Source organism: Psychrobacter sp. N25K4-3-2, from assembly GCF_015351755.1.
In the GTDB taxonomy this organism is placed as follows: domain Bacteria; phylum Pseudomonadota; class Gammaproteobacteria; order Pseudomonadales; family Moraxellaceae; genus Psychrobacter; species Psychrobacter glaciei.
Window position 1 is genome coordinate 835,595 of sequence record NZ_JADKLX010000001.1, and the last position, 16,572, is coordinate 852,166.

Consider the following 16,572-nt stretch of genomic DNA (forward strand, 5'->3'; position numbering starts at 1 on the left):
CAATGATTTTTATTAAAAAAGACCAAGTTTGCTACAGCGAACTTGGTCTTTTTTTGTCTGTTATAAAGATTAAAGCATTATTGATATTTTTTAAATCCGCTTCTCGTTATGTGCTTTCCTTTCGTACTTAAAGTCACTCGTCTTTTTTAGCGCTCTATTAAATTTGCTACCGTATTTAGCCATAATTAAACACAAGTTGTCATTAAACGAGGTATATTAATAAAATAATCGCGACTATTTATTGGGTTTCAACATAATAAAGATTTACAAGGAGGTGTACGATGACGAGCTTACATCAGCGTTTCAACAAAACTTTGTTTTCAACCATGACGGTAGCAATGCTAGTAATTGCGACTGGCTGCTCATCGCCGCAGACTGACCCAAGTAAAACAACCATACCGACAGATTCAGACCAATGGCAAAAGAAATTGGGGCAAACCTTTGAGCAATTATCCCAGCCCGATCAACAAGTACTTAGCCGATATATGCTGCGAATGAAGCTCAGTGACGCATACGAATCTGGTGCGATGCCGCGTACCACCATCAAGCAAGCCCTTGTGCAACAGCGTGAATATGAACGACTACATCCAAACAATCCAACGGGTAAAAAAAGCCCTATTGTCAGCAGTCAGCCAGCTTATAGTGCCAATGCACAGAACTACCCTGTCGCCCTGTTGCCAGTCAAGACCAGCGACGACGATAGCTTAAACCAAGTAAAACTACAGTTCATGCTATCAAACCACGGTCAGGTAGCCATTCAAAGCTTCAAAGGCACACTGACCATGCAAGACACTAAGCTGGCGCAAGGCAAAAGCTTTAACGTACCACTAACCCAGTTTGATCCTCCCATTCAACCAGAGCAGTCTGGCAAAATTATCATTGAGAGTAGCATAGAAGACATCAACGTCATGCGCGCCATAAAAAACACCAAGGACATGACTATTATGATCAGCAAAGGCACATTGGTGTTAGAGAATGGACAAGAAATTGAGTTCGATGAGTCACTAATAAAGTAAAAGCAGTCATTCAGATAATTGATAAAAATGGTGTTATAAAATTCATCATAAAAAAAGCCCTAATCATTGCTGATTAGGGCTTTTTCGAATTTGGAGGAGACGGAGAGATTCGAACTCTCGAAGGGCTACAAACCCTTGTCGGTTTTCAAGACCGGTGCATTCAACCACTCTGCCACGTCTCCATTGGTGGATCATTATAACGATATAAAATAAAAATGCAACAAAAAAAGCCGCAATCATTAATAATAATTGCGGCTTTCGAATTTGGAGGAGACGGAGAGATTCGAACTCTCGAAGGGCTACAAACCCTTGTCGGTTTTCAAGACCGGTGCATTCAACCACTCTGCCACGTCTCCATTGGTGCAATATTATAGCGATATAACATGAGAATGCAAGCAATTAATTGAACGAATTTAAATTATTTTGATGCTATCGTTGATTCAGTTTAAAAGAGAATTAAGGCAACTGAGTTCAGAGGTATAAGTCATACTTCAAGCGAGGTTAACACTGTCACTCTTTTATACAGGATTGACGATAGGTTTTTTATGAGATGCCAGATGCAAACACATATCTAGCAGCCTATTAGCATAGCCCCATTCATTGTCATACCACGCAAAAACCTTGTATTGCCCGCCCACTTGCATCAGCTGTTGTCCATCAATAATCAGCGATTCAGTCTGATGGATAAAATCGCTGGACACCAGTGGTTCTTCGGTATAAGCCATGATGTCATGCAAATGTGCCTGACTGGCCGATTTGAGTACCTCTCGAATAGCCTCGACACTGACGTCTGGTGTATCAAACACAAAAGTGACATCTATCGCCGCCACATCGATGGTTGGCACGCGTATCGAATGTCCATTTATCTTGCCCACCATCGCTGGCAACACCCGCTCTGTCGCAGCGATACTGCTAGAGGTGGTCGGAATAATGTTGTAGCCGGACGCGCGCGCCCGTCTTGGATCACGGTGCGCCTGATCCAGCACGGTCTGATCAGCGGTGACCGCATGAATCTCCGTCATCATGGCAGACGTCACACCAAACGCCTTATCAAGGGTATCAATGAGCGGCACCAATGCCTGCGTGGTACAAGAGACACTCGATATAATCGGTAGCTCAAGCATTAATGCCTCCGTATTCACACCCATAACGATACAGGCATCCACATCATCGAATGGCGCGGCACCGATAATCACTTGCTGCGCGCCAGCGTCGATATGTAGCGTCGCTTGCTCATAAGAGCGAAAGTGTCCAGTACACTCTAGCACCACATCGACACCCAGCACCTGCCAAGGTAGGTTTTGTGGATCAGGCTCTGATAGCATATTGATGCAGTAAGTCAGATTGTTCTTGGTCAGGCAAAGCTGGGTCTTGCTAGCGTCATCTGCACCACTCTCTACAAGCTCAGCATTGACGCCCAGTCTACTGAGGCGACCGTGCGTGCTGTCAAATTTTAACAAATGAAGGAGTATGTCCGCTGGCGCTAAATCATTAATCGCCACCACATGAATGGCACGGCCTAACACTTCAAAGCGCTCTAGCAAGGCGCGAAGTACATTGCGCCCTATACGTCCAAACCCATTGATAGCAATCCTCAGTGGCTGTGTGTGCTCACCAGTGGTACGATAGCTCGCTGCTATCGGGTCAGAGGTCAATTGATAAGTGGCGCTAGAAAAATCAGGCATAACAAGTTATCGCTATTTTATAAAGGGCGGTAGGATCGGAGAGCTGTTACCTTGAACGTGCTTTGTTTTGATGGCTGCTACCTATCAAAGCTTAATAGACGTTATGGCGTGATAAAAATCAGCGCTAAGCGAATGGTATTGTAGTCAATACTCTGCTTGAGATGATCAAATATCGGACGCAGTTTGATACTACCATCATCATTAAAGTCGTTTGGATTATTGGCAACCTTGATGGCGACATAAGCATTACCAACGGCTGTCATCACTTCATCCTCTGGACGCAGATGGTCGCACGCAAGGCTTGGATCTTGTGCCTTTAGATCGCCAATATGACGCATGATGGTTGATTGTGACAGCTGACGCGCTTGCGAGATTTCTGCAATGGTCAAGCTCTCTTCTAACAGCACTCTGGTCGCAAGTAAGGTGCTGTCTGACTTATCAGAGACCTGATTGCCAAGCTTCTGTTTTTTATCGAGCTTCGCATGCTGTTGTTCGCGGCGCTTTTTTTGTAGAGTGGCATAGGCATCAATCACAGACTTACTCAATGTACCGCCTGACTTCAAGGTGAATTTTTCATGTGCCTGCTGCATGCTCTCTTCATCTAGCATCGCATAATTGGCATCGGCTTCGTCAGACAGTACCAAAAACCGCTTATCTGCCCCGCGTGCCAACGGATCAAGTTGCAAGCTCATGTCATTCATACCCAGCAGTTGCAAGCCCGACAGCGATTTGAGTCGTGACAGTGCCACATAGCCCTGCCCAAGCTCAAAGGTACGTGATAAGTCAATTTCAGCCGCATCGAGGGTCATACCTTGCGATTTGTGAATAGTGATTGCCCATGCTAGACAGAGCGGTACTTGCTCATAGCTTGCCAGCACATCACCGGTTTCATCTTCGATCATCCATTCTTCGGGCTCGGCGATGACTTCACGGCCTGAGTTAAGCCTAACCACCGGCATTTTTTGCGTGGTTGGTTTTTTGGTTTTTGGTTTTTCTTTATCTTTTTTGGCAGCACTCTTTTTACCTTTAGCGGTATTTTCGACAGCATCTTCATTAGCATTGTCTTCATTAGTATCGTCACTACTATCATCTTCGATTAACGCCTCACTGCTGTCCTTGCTCTCATCGATTTTAACAGCAGCAAAACCAATCAGCTCACCCATCGTACCGTTAGAGACGCCAAGCTCGGCATTGTTTTTGATAAACATCACCTTTGCGCCCACTTTGAGAATCAGCTCATCTTGGGTACGTACCGTCTTTTTTAGGGTCTCAACCAGCTTACTGTCGCCTGTCGCAGTCGCCTCAAAGCGCATCATCTCTCCATCTAGCGCAGCAAGCTCTTTGTCATTGATTTTATTGACGTTGAGATTGTGTGTATAGAGACGAGTGCGCTTGATATCGACGCTTTGATCATAGGTGGCTTCTAACGCAGCAATCGCCTCAAAGGTCACTTCCTGACGACGGATTTGGTTAAGAATATCGTCTAAATCAAGCCCACCATTCGCAGCGTCGCTGACCTGCCGATGCTGCTCAGACAAATAGCAAATATGAAACTTAGCATCGAGCCAGGCTTCCGACATAAAGGCGAATTTTTCACGATTGCTCTCACCCTTACTACCAATCGGCGGTAACTGAAAAAAGTCGCCTGCCACCACTACCTGAATACCACCAAACGCTTTGTCATTTTTGCGTACATGTTTGAGTACTTGGCTGACCAAATTGATCTGCTTGGCGTGCAGCATCGATATCTCATCGATGACCAATACCGCAGTATCTTTTAAGCGGTCTGCTAAAAATTGCTTACGCGCTAAATTGCTCAAGTCGCGATCAGACAACTCATCTTTGATACCAATACCCGACCAACTATGAATCGTCGTACCATTCATGTGCGTTGCGGCAATGCCCGTACTCGCGGTGACGGCAACCGGCACACGTCGCGCACGAAGATAGTCGATGTACTGGTTGAGAGTATAAGTTTTACCTGAACCTGCTGAGCCAGTCAAAAAGACGTTTTGACCTGTTTTTAGGATATCAAGAGCAGAAGATTGACGCATAGATCCAAACCAATTAAATGAATAGTAATAAGAAGAAGGGCATAAAAAATAAAGTATAGAAAAAGAAAGTTGCCACGTCTAAGTAAAGAACCCTAGCAAGCCGAGATAGCAAGCCAAAATAGATGGCAACAATTATAACAGCTGCATTCGCTTTGCGAACCACTTTAACCGTTACATATCACATAACTTAAAGTTATATGATACAAAATATATCATTATAAAAAGTCATTATCGTTCCGCACCAAAGCTCAGTACGATAGGGTAATAACTTGTTCAGGAAGACCAAGTATTTATCTTCATGTGACTATACGCTTCACCTGACTATACTTTAAGTAACTCTATTTTAAATAGCCATAATACACAACAAGGAGTGGTTAATGTTATACGCTTATCCCAATACTGAAAACAGTCCCGTCCAATTCCGCGAAAAATACGACAACTTTATCAATGGTGAATGGGTAGCCCCCATCAATGGCGAATATTTTGATAACTCAAGTCCAATCGATGGTAAAACCTTCTGTCAAATCGCACGCTCTAAAGAAGCAGATGTTGAAGCTGCCCTAGATGCCGCTCATGCAGCAAAAGACGCGTGGGGCAAAACTAGTGTCACTGAACGCTCTAATATGTTGCTCAAACTTGCCGATGGTATCGAAGCCAATTTAGAGGCTATCGCTATTGCCGAAAGCTATGAAAACGGCAAACCCGTACGTGAAACCCTCGCTGCTGATATTCCAATCGCCATCGACCATTTGCGTTACTTCGCTGGTGTGATTCGCGCGCAAGAAGGCGGCATTAGCCAAATTGATGAAGATACCGTTGCCTATCATTTTCATGAGCCACTTGGCGTCGTCGGTCAAATCATCCCGTGGAACTTCCCTATTCTAATGGCGATTTGGAAAATTGCGCCTGCACTTGCAGCGGGTAACTGCGTCGTCCTAAAGCCTGCCGAGCAAACCCCTGCTTCTGTCTTATTTATGCTTGACATAATAGGCGCGGCGGACATTCTGCCTAAAGGCGTACTGAACGTCATTAATGGCTTTGGTGTAGAAGCTGGTAAACCAATTGCTTCTAATCCACGTATCGATAAAGTGTCCTTTACGGGTGAGACCACCACTGGTCGCTTAATCATGCAATACGCCAGTGAAAATATCATTCCAGTAACGCTAGAGCTGGGCGGTAAAAGTCCAAACATCTTCTTTGCCGATATCATGGACGAAGACGATGACTTCTTAGACAAAGCCGTCGAAGGTTTGGTGATGTTTGCGCTGAACCAAGGCGAAGTTTGTACTTGCCCATCACGTGCACTCGTACACGAAAGCATCTATGATGAATTTATGAAACGCTGTATCGCTCGCGTAAAAGCCATCAAAATGGGTAACCCGCTCGATACCGATACCATGATTGGTGCTCAAGCCAGCTCAGATCAGCTAGAAAAAATCCTCTCTTACCTCGATATCGGTAAAAAAGAAGGTGCCAAAGTCTTAGTCGGTGGCGAACTTGCCAAACATGATGGCGACATGGCAAACGGTTATTATGTGCAGCCAACCATCTTTGAAGGCACGAATGACATGCGCGTGTTCCAAGAAGAAATCTTTGGTCCTGTGCTTGCTGTCACTACCTTTAAAGATGATGAAGAAGCGATGGCGCTGGCCAATGATACCTTATATGGTCTAGGTGCTGGTGTCTGGACACGTAACGGCACTCGTGCATATCGTTTCGGTCGTGGCATCAAAGCCGGTCGCGTTTGGACGAATTGCTATCACCTCTATCCTGCGCATTCAGCGTTTGGTGGCTACAAACAGTCAGGTATTGGTCGTGAAAACCATCTAATGATGCTCGATCATTATCAGCAGACCAAAAACATGCTGGTTTCATACAGTCCTAAAGCGATGGGTTTCTTTTAAATCAGTCTTTGGTTGTTTTCTAAATAAATCAATGCAATCTGTCGCAAGGTAGGTTGCATTTTTGCTTTAATAAAGTCTCGATAAGAATGAGCTATTCATAAGTTACAAGGAGTTAGTTATGAAAGTCACGGCGACAGAATCCTGCAAAGCATTAATTGAATTGCTAAAATCTAAGCATGGCGAGCTGATGTTCCATCAATCGGGTGGCTGCTGTGATGGCAGCTCGCCCATGTGCTACCCATTGGGCGAATTTAAAGTGGGTGGACAAGACGTCCTCGTCAGTGAGCTGGTTGGTTGTCCATTTTATATGGGCAAAGCACAATATAACCTATGGCAACATACCGATCTAACCATTGATGTCGTCAATGGACGCGGTGCCAGCTTTTCGCTAGAAATACCTGAAGGTAAACGCTTTATCGTACGCTCAGAAGTCTGTGCGGTATAAGGCCGTTTGGTACAAAATCAAACAGCGTAAACTCTAAACGATGAGCTTAATATCCTTAAGCCAGTCTGTTCTATAGTGCTTACGAAAATAGATACCGCAGAGTCATTTTTATTTTATTATTTCAGCAAAATAATAGATATTGTAAAGCGTACCCTACTTTAATGTGCGCGTTTTAATTAGCATGGATGCTATAAGGAATATAAAATGGAATTTGACAAAAATTTTGATTACGTCATCGTTGGTGGCGGTTCAGCAGGCTGTGTGCTCGCCAGCCGTCTCACAGAAAACCCAGATATCAGTGTTTGCTTATTAGAGTACGGTGGTGACGGCAAAGACTTGGCAGTTCGTGTTCCTGCTGGACTGATTTTAATGGTACCGGGCAAGCCACTAAAATTAAATAATTGGTGCTTTCATACCACCCCTCAAGAACACCTTAATAACCGACGCGGCTTTCAACCGCGCGGTCAATGTTTGGGTGGCTCCTCCGCTATCAATGCCATGATTTATACCCGTGGCAGTGCGCTTGATTATGAACGCTGGGTCGAGCAAGGTTGCACAGGCTGGGGTTTTGATGATGTACTGCCCTACTTTATTAAAGCAGAAAACAATATCCATGGTAGCGATGAGCTGCATGGTGATAGTGGACCACTTCATGTCAGCGATTTACTAAGTCCACGTGACATCTCAAAAGCCTTTGTAGAAGCTGCCATTGCCAATGGTTTAGATAAAAATGATGACTTTAACGGCAAAAAACAAGACGGTGCAGGTCTCTATCAAGTCACCCATTTCCACGGAGAAAAACAAGGGCAACGCTGCTCTGCCGCAGCCGCCTATCTACATCCCGTCCAAAATCGCCCGAACTTAACGGTCATTACTCATGCGCAAGCCAACCGTGTCATTATTAAAGACAATCAAGCCGTCGGGGTGGCGTACGAAAAAGACGGTGTCGAGCATAGTGTGATGGCGCACCAAGAGGTCATACTATCAGGCGGTGCCTTTGGCTCCCCTAAAGTCTTAATGCTATCGGGCATTGGTCCTGCTGAACATTTGCAGTCTCATGGCATCGAGGTGGTGGTAGATGCACCCGACGTTGGCGGTAACTTACAAGATCATTTAGACGTCGTTTTTGATTACGAAGTCAATACCACTGATGTCATCGGTCTTGGTATGGCGACTATTTCAACCTTGACCAAAAGCATTCGTCAATGGAGAAAAGATGGCACAGGTCTGTTATCTACCAATTATGCAGAAGCAGGCGCGTTCTTTAGTGTCGGTGACGACCCACAAGAATGGCCAAATACTCAGCTGCATTTTGTCATCTCTCGCGTAATTGAACACGGACGTGATCTTAGACGTGGCTTTGCCGTTTCTTGTCATACCTGTTATCTACGCCCTGAAAGTCGCGGTACCGTCAGGCTTGACTCTGCCAATCCCTCAGACGCGGTGTTGATTGATCCAAACTATCTCTCTGACCCCAAAGATGTAGAGTATATGGTGGCAGGCGCTGAGCGTACGCGAGCCATTATGCAAGAGTCGCCAATGGCCAAATATATTACCGAAGACTACCCTGCCCCTTATATCGAAAAAGACGGCATGCTTGGCTATATTCGCAACAAGTCGGACACTATCTACCATCCGGTGGGCACTTGCCGCATGGGTTCAGATGAAAGCTCAGTGGTTGACTTAGAGTTAAAGGTACGCGGTGTGCGTGGATTGCGCGTGATTGATGCCTCAGTGATGCCAACGCTGATTAGCGCCAACACCAATGCACCAACGATTATGATTGCTGAGAAAATGGCCGATCTTATCAAAGCCAAACATAAAAATGTTGAGCAAGCTATTTTATAAGATACAAATTCATAAAATACAGAAGGATGAGCACCTTATTAGGGGTGCTCTTTTTTAAAATCGTATCTACTAAAAACTTCATATTCAAAAAAATGAGAATAAGCCGATTTTATAAAAATCTGGCTCATATTTTTTCGTCGCTATTTTTAGGACTTATTTAGACTATTCTATATTAGGGTCTGTTGAATATTCAAATACAGACCCTCGTAATCTATCTTCTAGCTTTAGAATACCGAAAAAATCGACAAGCGGCGTTAGATTGCTAAATTCAGTGGCTATTAGTGTATTAGGGCTAGGGCTTGTCCTCATTTTAAAAATGAGGACAAGCCCTAATACATTCGGAAATAAAGATATTAAAACGGTACATTTTCTATCAAAATTATCTTAGAGATGGCTTGCGTTACCACTGTTTAAAAGAGTATATTTAAACGACTTATTTATATTGGTATTTTTTGCAATCTGAATTCAGGCGAATACAACCTCATTCATTTTTTACTTTGTATACTGAAAATATTATATAAATACTATTCTAAAGGGAATTAGAAGCTCGTCAGTTATATTTATGGTTCGAAAGCGAAACTATAACTATATTGGCGGCTATTTATCATTACATAGGATGTAATAATGCAGAACTCACTCTTCAAACTTACGATGTTGACGACGCTTGCCTTGGGTATTAGTGCCTGTAGTGGAGACAACAAAACCACCGATGACTCTGCTGCCAGCTCAGATGCCAAAGCAGCTAAAACGTTGCTCTATTGCTCAGAAGGTAGCCCTGCTGGATTCGATCCAGCGCAGTATACGTCAGGCACTGATTTTGATGCGAGCGCCTTCCCCATCTATAACGGCTTGGTAGAATTCAAAAGAGCGGGTACCGAAATTCAACCAGGACTGGCTGAAAGCTGGGATGTCAGCGAAGATGGTAAGACGTACACCTTTAATCTGCGCAAAGGCGTCAAATTTGGTAAGACGGATTACTTTACTGCCACTCGAGATTTTAATGCAGATGACATTCTCTTCACCCTAGAACGCATAACCAACCCAGACTTTGACTTTAACAAGGCCTATCCTGCTGAATTCCCATATTCTGTCGGCATGGGACTGCCTGATATCATCTCCAATATCGAGAAGGTGGATGATTATACTGTCAAAATCACCCTTAGCGAGACCAATGCACCGTTTTTACAGAACCTAGCGATGCCCTTTGCTTATATTAACTCTGCTGAATACGCCAACAAATTGATGGCTGATGGCAATGCGGCTGATATTAATACCAAACCAGTTGGTACTGGACCTTTCGTCTTTACTTCCTATCAAAAAGATGCGCAAATTCGTTATACCAAGAATCCAGATTATTGGAACAAAGACGACATCCATATCGACAATCTGGTCTTCGTTATCACCAAAGATTCAGCGGTTCGTGCCCAAAAAGTGCAAGCGGGCGAGTGTCATGTATCTGCTTACCCAAAACCTGCCGAAATTGAATCTGTCAAAAAATCAGGCAAAGCCACGGTCCTTGATCAGCCTGGCTTCAACGTCGGCTACGTCGGCTACAACGTGGAAAAACCTAAGCTGAGTGATCTGAAAGTCCGTCAAGCATTAGATATGGCAATTAATAAAGACGCTATTATCAATGCGGTCTATCAGAGCGAAGGTCTCAAAGCGACCAATCCTATGCCGCCAACGCAGTGGGGCTACGACAAATCCCTCAAAGATGCGCCTTATGACGTTGAAAAAGCAAAAGCCCTTATCAAAGAAGCGGGGGCAGACAATCTGGCTATCAATCTATGGTATATGCCAGTTCAACGACCTTACAACCCTAATGCCAAGCTAATGGCTGAAATGCTCCAAGCAGATTGGGCTAAGATTGGTGTTGATACCAATCTTGTGACTTATGAATGGGGTGAGTATCTAAAGCGCGCTGCTAAAGGTGAGCCCGATGTTATTCTAGCGGGTTGGACGGGTGACAATGGTGATCCTGACAATTGGCTTGGTTCATTATTGTCTTGTGACGCTGTCGGCGGAAACAACTATTCGCGCTGGTGTAATAAAGACTTTGATAATTTAGTGACCAATGCCCGTCAGATCAACAATCAAGACGAACGCATCAATGAGTATGAGCAAGCGCAGCAGATATTCAAAGAGCAGCTACCTTGGACGACGATGGCACATTCAGTCGTGACGGTATTCACCGCACCAAACGTAGTTGATTATAAGATTAGCCCGCTTGGCTCAATACGTTTCGATGGTGTGAAAGTCGAATAATCTTAACTGATTAATTTCGGTACGACATATACGATTGATTCATTTATATTCGGCTGGGTCAGATACTCTGCTCCAGCCGAACTCATATGAGTTAAGCGCTTCGTTAAGCGTTCTGTCACCGACACTCTCATCACTACCAATACTCTAATCATTGAACCACAACTATTGAGCAGCCCATGCTACTTTATATTCTGCGTCGTATTGCCATTCTCATTCCTGTCTATCTTGGCTTAACGCTATCAACCTTTACTCTGATTCGTCTCGTACCTGGAGATGCCGTCGAGATTATGATGGGTGAGCGTATGGTTGATCCAGAGCTACATGCTCGCGCCCTAGAAAGGCTAGGATTAGACAAACCTCTCATCGTCCAATATTGGGATTACTTGACCGGTATCTTAACAGGTGATTTTGGTGAGTCCTTCCGTACTCGAACCCCCGTATTACAAGATTTCTTTGCCCATTTTGTACCCACTTTAGAGCTAGCATTGTGCGCCATCGTCATTGCTAGCGTCATCGGTGTGAGCTTAGGTATCTTTGCCGCCCTACGCCGTGGTACTTGGATTGATTACACATTAATGTCAGGGGCGCTGGCAGGGTACTCTATGCCCATCTATTTATTAGGCCCTATCCTGACAGGTATATTTGCCCACTACTTAGGTCTACTGCCCGTTGCTGGGGTGATATCTGTGGCGCAGTTTTTAGATGTCCAGCCATTGTATGGATCATGGCTGCTCGGCTCGCTAAGCTCGGGAGAACCTGGCGCATTTTGGAATGTGGTCAAGCACTTTATCTTACCTTCCATTGCTTTATCGACCATTCCCTTAGCGATGATCGCGCGGATGACACGCTCTGCGATGCTAGAGGTATTGGATGAAGATTATGTGCGTACGGCACGAGCCAAAGGCTTATCACCACGGCGAGTGATACTGATACACGTGATGCGCAATGCCTTGATTACCGTAGTCACTGTCGTTGGTTTACAGATGGCAACGTTATTGGCTGGCGCTATTATTACCGAGACTATCTTTAGTTGGCCAGGTGTTGGTAATTGGCTACTTGATGGGTTCTTTACCCGTGATTATCCTATTGTGCAAAACGGTATTTTATTGGTCGCCACCGCCTTGATTTTAGTCAGTTTATTTATTGATATTTTGTATGGTCTGATCAATCCGCGTATTCGACATACTTCTTAATTTCACATTGATAAATACTCATATTATAAATAGTGGCTATTGTTGTTTGTATGGTTTTGAGTGATTTTTTAGCAAATGCTTAATACTTATTAAGGCTAAAACACTAAAACTTTAAATATTAGCAAAGCACTGGTCACTGTAGGAAATGCTCATGAAGCCTTCTGTTCTCCCCTCTGATGTTGACCTTACAGCCATGACACCACCCTCGTCTTGGCAGCTATTTTTATCGACGTTCTGCCGTAATAAAGGCGCGGTACTTGGGTTTATTGTACTGGCATTGATGGTTCTCATTGCCATACTCGCGCCTGCTATTGCCCCTCATGACCCTTATGAATTATTTACTGGTCAAGAGCAATTGCCACCTGCCTTTCTGGATGGCGGCAATACAATGTTTTGGCTAGGTACTGATGATGCTGGCCGAGATACCCTATCTCGGGTGATGTATGGCGCGCGTTACTCGTTGTTTATCGGTCTAAGTGCGACGACTCTTGCCATGTTGGTGGGTGTCTCATTAGGACTGAGTGCTGCGTTTTGGCCCAAAGTTTGGGGCAAAGCCGTCATGCTGGTCAATGATATCTTAATGTCTTATCCGAGCTTACTATTGGCGATCATCATTGCCGCTATTTTAGGGCCTTCTATGACCAATACGATTATTACCATCGCACTGGTCTGTACACCACCCTTTATTCGGCTGACACGTGCCACTGCGATGGTAGAGCTACAACGTGAGTACTTTGTTGCCTCGCAAGTGATGGGTGCTGGTGTGCTCAGGTTATTGTTTGTGACCATTCTACCCAACTGTATGGCGCCGCTCATCGTACAAGCGACGATGATTTTCTCTTCTGCTATTTTAGAAGCAGGCGCGATCGGTTTCTTAGGCTTTGGTGTACAACCACCTGATGCCGAATGGGGCGCGATGCTAGGTACGGCACGTCAGTATATTCAAAGTAATGTTTGGCTCGCTATTTGGCCGGGTGTCGCTATTTTCTTGGCTGCCCTGTCGATTAACTTGACTGGTGATGGCTTACGCGATGCGCTAGATCCCAAATTAAAGCAGGTGACCTAAGATGATTGATCCATTAATTAAAACGCCAACCAGCCATACCTCTATGAATGGCGTGTCAGCAAAAGAATCACCATTGCTATTAGACATCGAGAACCTGTCCGTCACTTTTGGACAAGGGGTACGTGCTTTTCGTGCCGTCGATGATGTGTCATTGAAAATCACACAAGGCGAAGTCATCGCCGTGGTGGGTGAATCTGGCTCAGGCAAGTCCGTCACTATGATGGCGCTAATGGGACTGTTGCCACCCTCTGCAACCGTTCGCGCTCAGCGAGTGATGTTCGATAATAAAGACATGCTTAGTATGCCAGCCAAAGAGAAGCGCGGCATCATTGGCAAAGACATCTCTATGATTTTTCAAAATGCGATGTCTTGCCTAAACCCAAGCTTTACGGTTGAGATGCAGCTGGGCGAAGTACTACGCAAGCATCTTGGTTTGCGAGGGTCAGCCGTACAGACACGTATCTTAGAATTGCTAGAGTTAGTGGAAATGCCCGATGCAAAAAACCGTCTTAAGGTCTATCCGCATCAACTATCGGGCGGTATGAGTCAGCGCGTCATGATTGCGATGGCTATTGCTTGTGAGCCAAAACTACTTATCGCCGATGAACCGACTACGGCTCTGGATGTCACGGTACAAGCGCAAATCATGGACTTGCTGAGCCGATTACAACGCGAAAAACAAATGGCGATGGTACTTATTACCCACGACTTGGGTTTGGTCGCACAAAACTCGCGTGATGTTGCAGTCATGTATGCCGGACAAGTGGTTGAAACTAGTACCGTACCGGAGATTTTTCAAAACCCTGCGCACCCTTATACTGAGGCATTGCTCCAAGCTATCCCTGAGTTGGCTATCGATCAAGACCGACTGAATAGCTTACCAGGAGTTGTGCCCAGTCAATACGATCGCCCAAGCGGTTGCTTATTATCTCCTCGCTGCCCGTACAAAGAGTCCGCTTGCGAAGTACCACCGCCCATATTAGACACGCCTACTGGCAAGGTGCGTTGTATTCATGCTGATCCTTCTTCTCGCAACCCTATCTCTCACGCTGCTACATTGGAGTCACAAGTATGAGTAATAAAGTGGTCCTAAAAGCAGACAATCTACACAAGCATTACCCCGTATCTCAAGGCTTGGGTAAGGCAAAAGCGTATGTTAAAGCCCTCAATGGTATCTCATTCGAGCTTGAAGCTGGCAAGACACTGGCAGTCGTTGGTGAGTCAGGCTGCGGTAAATCTACGCTTGCCCGCCAGCTGACGCTGATCGAAGAGCCCACTCATGGTCAGCTATTTATCAACGATGAAGGCACCACTGACTATAGTAGAAAGGCGCTTAAAGAGCTGCGTACCGAAATTCAAATGGTATTCCAAAACCCCTATGGTAGCTTGAATCCGCGCCATACTATTGGCTATCAATTGACGGAACCATTAGATATCCATACCAAACTCTCTAAAGAAGAAAAACGTGACAAAATCAACGAGATGATGAGAAATGTTGGTCTACGTCCTGAACATGCTGGCCGTTATCCGCATATGTTTTCTGGTGGTCAGCGCCAACGGATTGCCCTTGCCCGCGCGATGATGCTCAACCCTAAGATTGTCGTCGCTGATGAGCCGACCTCCGCCCTCGATGTCTCCATTCAGGCGCAAGTCTTAAATCTATTTATGGATTTGCAGGATGAGTATCGTACCGCTTACGTTTTTATCTCGCATAACTTGTCAGTCGTACGCCACGTCGCTGATGATGTGATGGTCATGTATTTAGGTCAAGCTGTTGAGCACGGGCCGAAAGAAGCGATTTATAACGCGCCAAAACATCCATATACCATAGCCCTATTGGCTGCCGCGCCAACGGTAAATGGTCATAAGAATGATTTGACCCTACAAGGAGAGTTACCAAGCCCACTCAATCCACCAAGTGGCTGCGCCCTACACAAACGCTGCCCATATGCCAAGCAGCAATGCAGCGAAGTAGAGCCACAGCTGCGAGAGTGGGACGGTCGACTGGTTGCATGTTTACGTTTAGAAGAAATATATGGTTAAAGTAACTAAAGATTAGTCAATATTTACTACGCCGCGACACTTAGGAAACTGCGCGCACCCATAAAAGGACTGTCCTTGGCGTGCGCCTTTTTTGGCAACACGCTTGATCATCTCACCGTTACATCTCGGACAGGTTGGTGTTTGAATCAAATCAGCTGTATGGTCTATCACCACATCTGTCTCAGAGGAACTCGCTACTAGTTCAGGCTCTACAATTTCGAATGGCGTAAGAAACACTTTATCGGTAATATTATGCGGTGTAATTGTCTGCTGAGTACTCAAGCTATCAATTGGTAAATCGCTAGATTCAATCTCAGTCTGACCAGACCATCGCAGTACTTCTCTACTTTTTAGCGTGGCTCGTTTAGCGGTTTCTTTTACTATCGGCTCAAGTATTGGCTTATTAGCCATTTTAGCAACTGGCTTGTCATTAGCGTTATCGCTAGGCTGCTTATTTGACTGGCTATGCTTATCTTTCAGATAGGCCTTATGCTCTCTATTGGTTCGCCAAGACTTGCTAAATTTATTGCTGTTAATCTGCTCAACGATGGACTTAACCTCGTCTTCAGTCAGTATTTCATCCTGCTTTTTCTTAACATAAGACACCATACCACCTGTTAAGACGTGTTCGGGTAACTCATCACGGGTTTTTAACTCGCACTCACCAATGAAGGCAATCATCGAATGAAAATAGCTCAGCTCCAACCCTAATAAATCTGCAAGCGTCTTGATGTGCAGATAATTTTGGCGCAATGGGTTTTGGAATTTGAATTTACTGCCATTTGGGAAAGCTTGCGTCCACTGTCTTTGCTTTTCGCTACCATATATCCAGCCTTTATAGTTTTTGGTTTCGATGACAAAGATGCCGTATACAGAGACAATAATATGGTCGATTTGGGTACTACCGCCATTTGCTCTTGGCAAGGTAATACCGTTTAGTCGGTGATAAACGTTTTTTTCAAGCTTGATCCACATGGCGACATTGATGACGGTTTCACCTAAGAAACCTTTAAAGCTGGATTTTAGGGACATGGTGGCTTTCTCAAAAAACAA

General features: G+C 44.9%; 12 protein-coding genes and 2 tRNA genes. 9 read left to right on the forward strand and 5 right to left on the reverse strand.

Annotation, left to right across the window (positions count from 1 at the left end; genetic code table 11):
- Positions 1 to 281: 281 nt before the first annotated feature.
- Positions 282 to 1,016 (forward strand): hypothetical protein, encoded by a 735-nt coding sequence (locus IOD06_RS03290; RefSeq protein WP_194619098.1) that lies wholly within the window; start codon positions 282 to 284, stop codon positions 1,014 to 1,016.
- Positions 1,017 to 1,107: 91 nt separating this feature from the next.
- Here IOD06_RS03290 and IOD06_RS03295 read toward each other — a convergent pair.
- The 4 genes from IOD06_RS03295 to IOD06_RS03310 all read right to left on the reverse strand — a co-directional run bounded on the left by IOD06_RS03295 (position 1,108) and on the right by IOD06_RS03310 (position 4,755).
- Positions 1,108 to 1,198: transfer RNA gene (locus IOD06_RS03295), tRNA-Ser, on the reverse strand.
- Positions 1,199 to 1,281: 83 nt separating this feature from the next.
- Positions 1,282 to 1,372 (reverse strand) — tRNA-Ser (locus tag IOD06_RS03300).
- A gap of 162 nt (positions 1,373 to 1,534) precedes the next feature.
- Positions 1,535 to 2,701 carry a type I glyceraldehyde-3-phosphate dehydrogenase gene (locus tag IOD06_RS03305; protein WP_227669862.1) on the reverse strand — a complete coding sequence of 389 codons (1,167 nt, stop codon included), beginning with the start codon at positions 2,699 to 2,701 and terminating at the stop codon, positions 1,535 to 1,537.
- Between the two features lie 101 nt (positions 2,702 to 2,802).
- Positions 2,803 to 4,755: an AAA family ATPase gene (locus IOD06_RS03310; protein ID WP_194619099.1), complete on the reverse strand. Its 1,953-nt coding sequence runs from the start codon at positions 4,753 to 4,755 to the stop codon at positions 2,803 to 2,805.
- A gap of 377 nt (positions 4,756 to 5,132) precedes the next feature.
- Here IOD06_RS03310 and IOD06_RS03315 point away from each other — a divergent pair, with 377 nt between their 5' ends.
- From IOD06_RS03315 to IOD06_RS03350, 8 genes are all read left to right on the forward strand, one after another.
- Positions 5,133 to 6,659, forward strand: a complete 1,527-nt coding sequence (locus IOD06_RS03315; protein ID WP_194619100.1) for an aldehyde dehydrogenase family protein — start codon at positions 5,133 to 5,135, stop codon at positions 6,657 to 6,659.
- Positions 6,660 to 6,777: 118 nt separating this feature from the next.
- The gene (locus IOD06_RS03320; RefSeq protein WP_194619101.1) at positions 6,778 to 7,104 is read left to right on the forward strand and encodes a DUF779 domain-containing protein; all 327 of its coding nucleotides are present in this window, start codon (positions 6,778 to 6,780) and stop codon (positions 7,102 to 7,104) included.
- 204 nt (positions 7,105 to 7,308) lie between these two features.
- Positions 7,309 to 8,952, forward strand: a complete 1,644-nt coding sequence (locus tag IOD06_RS03325) for a GMC family oxidoreductase (RefSeq protein ID WP_194619102.1) — start codon at positions 7,309 to 7,311, stop codon at positions 8,950 to 8,952.
- Positions 8,953 to 9,576: 624 nt separating this feature from the next.
- Positions 9,577 to 11,217, forward strand: a complete 1,641-nt coding sequence (locus tag IOD06_RS03330; protein WP_194619103.1) for an ABC transporter substrate-binding protein — start codon at positions 9,577 to 9,579, stop codon at positions 11,215 to 11,217.
- Between the two features lie 176 nt (positions 11,218 to 11,393).
- On the forward strand, positions 11,394 to 12,410 hold the full coding sequence (locus tag IOD06_RS03335; RefSeq protein WP_189580197.1) for an ABC transporter permease: 1,017 nt from the start codon (positions 11,394 to 11,396) through the stop codon (positions 12,408 to 12,410).
- A 151-nt stretch (positions 12,411 to 12,561) separates the two neighbouring features.
- On the forward strand, positions 12,562 to 13,476 hold the full coding sequence (locus IOD06_RS03340; protein ID WP_189580195.1) for an ABC transporter permease: 915 nt from the start codon (positions 12,562 to 12,564) through the stop codon (positions 13,474 to 13,476).
- A gap of 1 nt (position 13,477) precedes the next feature.
- The gene (locus tag IOD06_RS03345) at positions 13,478 to 14,551 is read left to right on the forward strand and encodes an ABC transporter ATP-binding protein (protein WP_265087654.1); all 1,074 of its coding nucleotides are present in this window, start codon (positions 13,478 to 13,480) and stop codon (positions 14,549 to 14,551) included.
- Positions 14,548 to 15,519 carry a peptide ABC transporter ATP-binding protein gene (locus tag IOD06_RS03350; protein ID WP_189580192.1) on the forward strand — a complete coding sequence of 324 codons (972 nt, stop codon included), beginning with the start codon at positions 14,548 to 14,550 and terminating at the stop codon, positions 15,517 to 15,519. Before IOD06_RS03345 ends, IOD06_RS03350 begins: the two co-directional genes overlap by 4 nt.
- 12 nt (positions 15,520 to 15,531) lie before the next feature.
- Here the strand turns inward: IOD06_RS03350 and IOD06_RS03355 are convergent, their stop codons facing one another.
- Positions 15,532 to 16,551 carry an NERD domain-containing protein gene (locus IOD06_RS03355; protein WP_194619105.1) on the reverse strand — a complete coding sequence of 340 codons (1,020 nt, stop codon included), beginning with the start codon at positions 16,549 to 16,551 and terminating at the stop codon, positions 15,532 to 15,534.
- Positions 16,552 to 16,572: the final 21 nt, after the last annotated feature.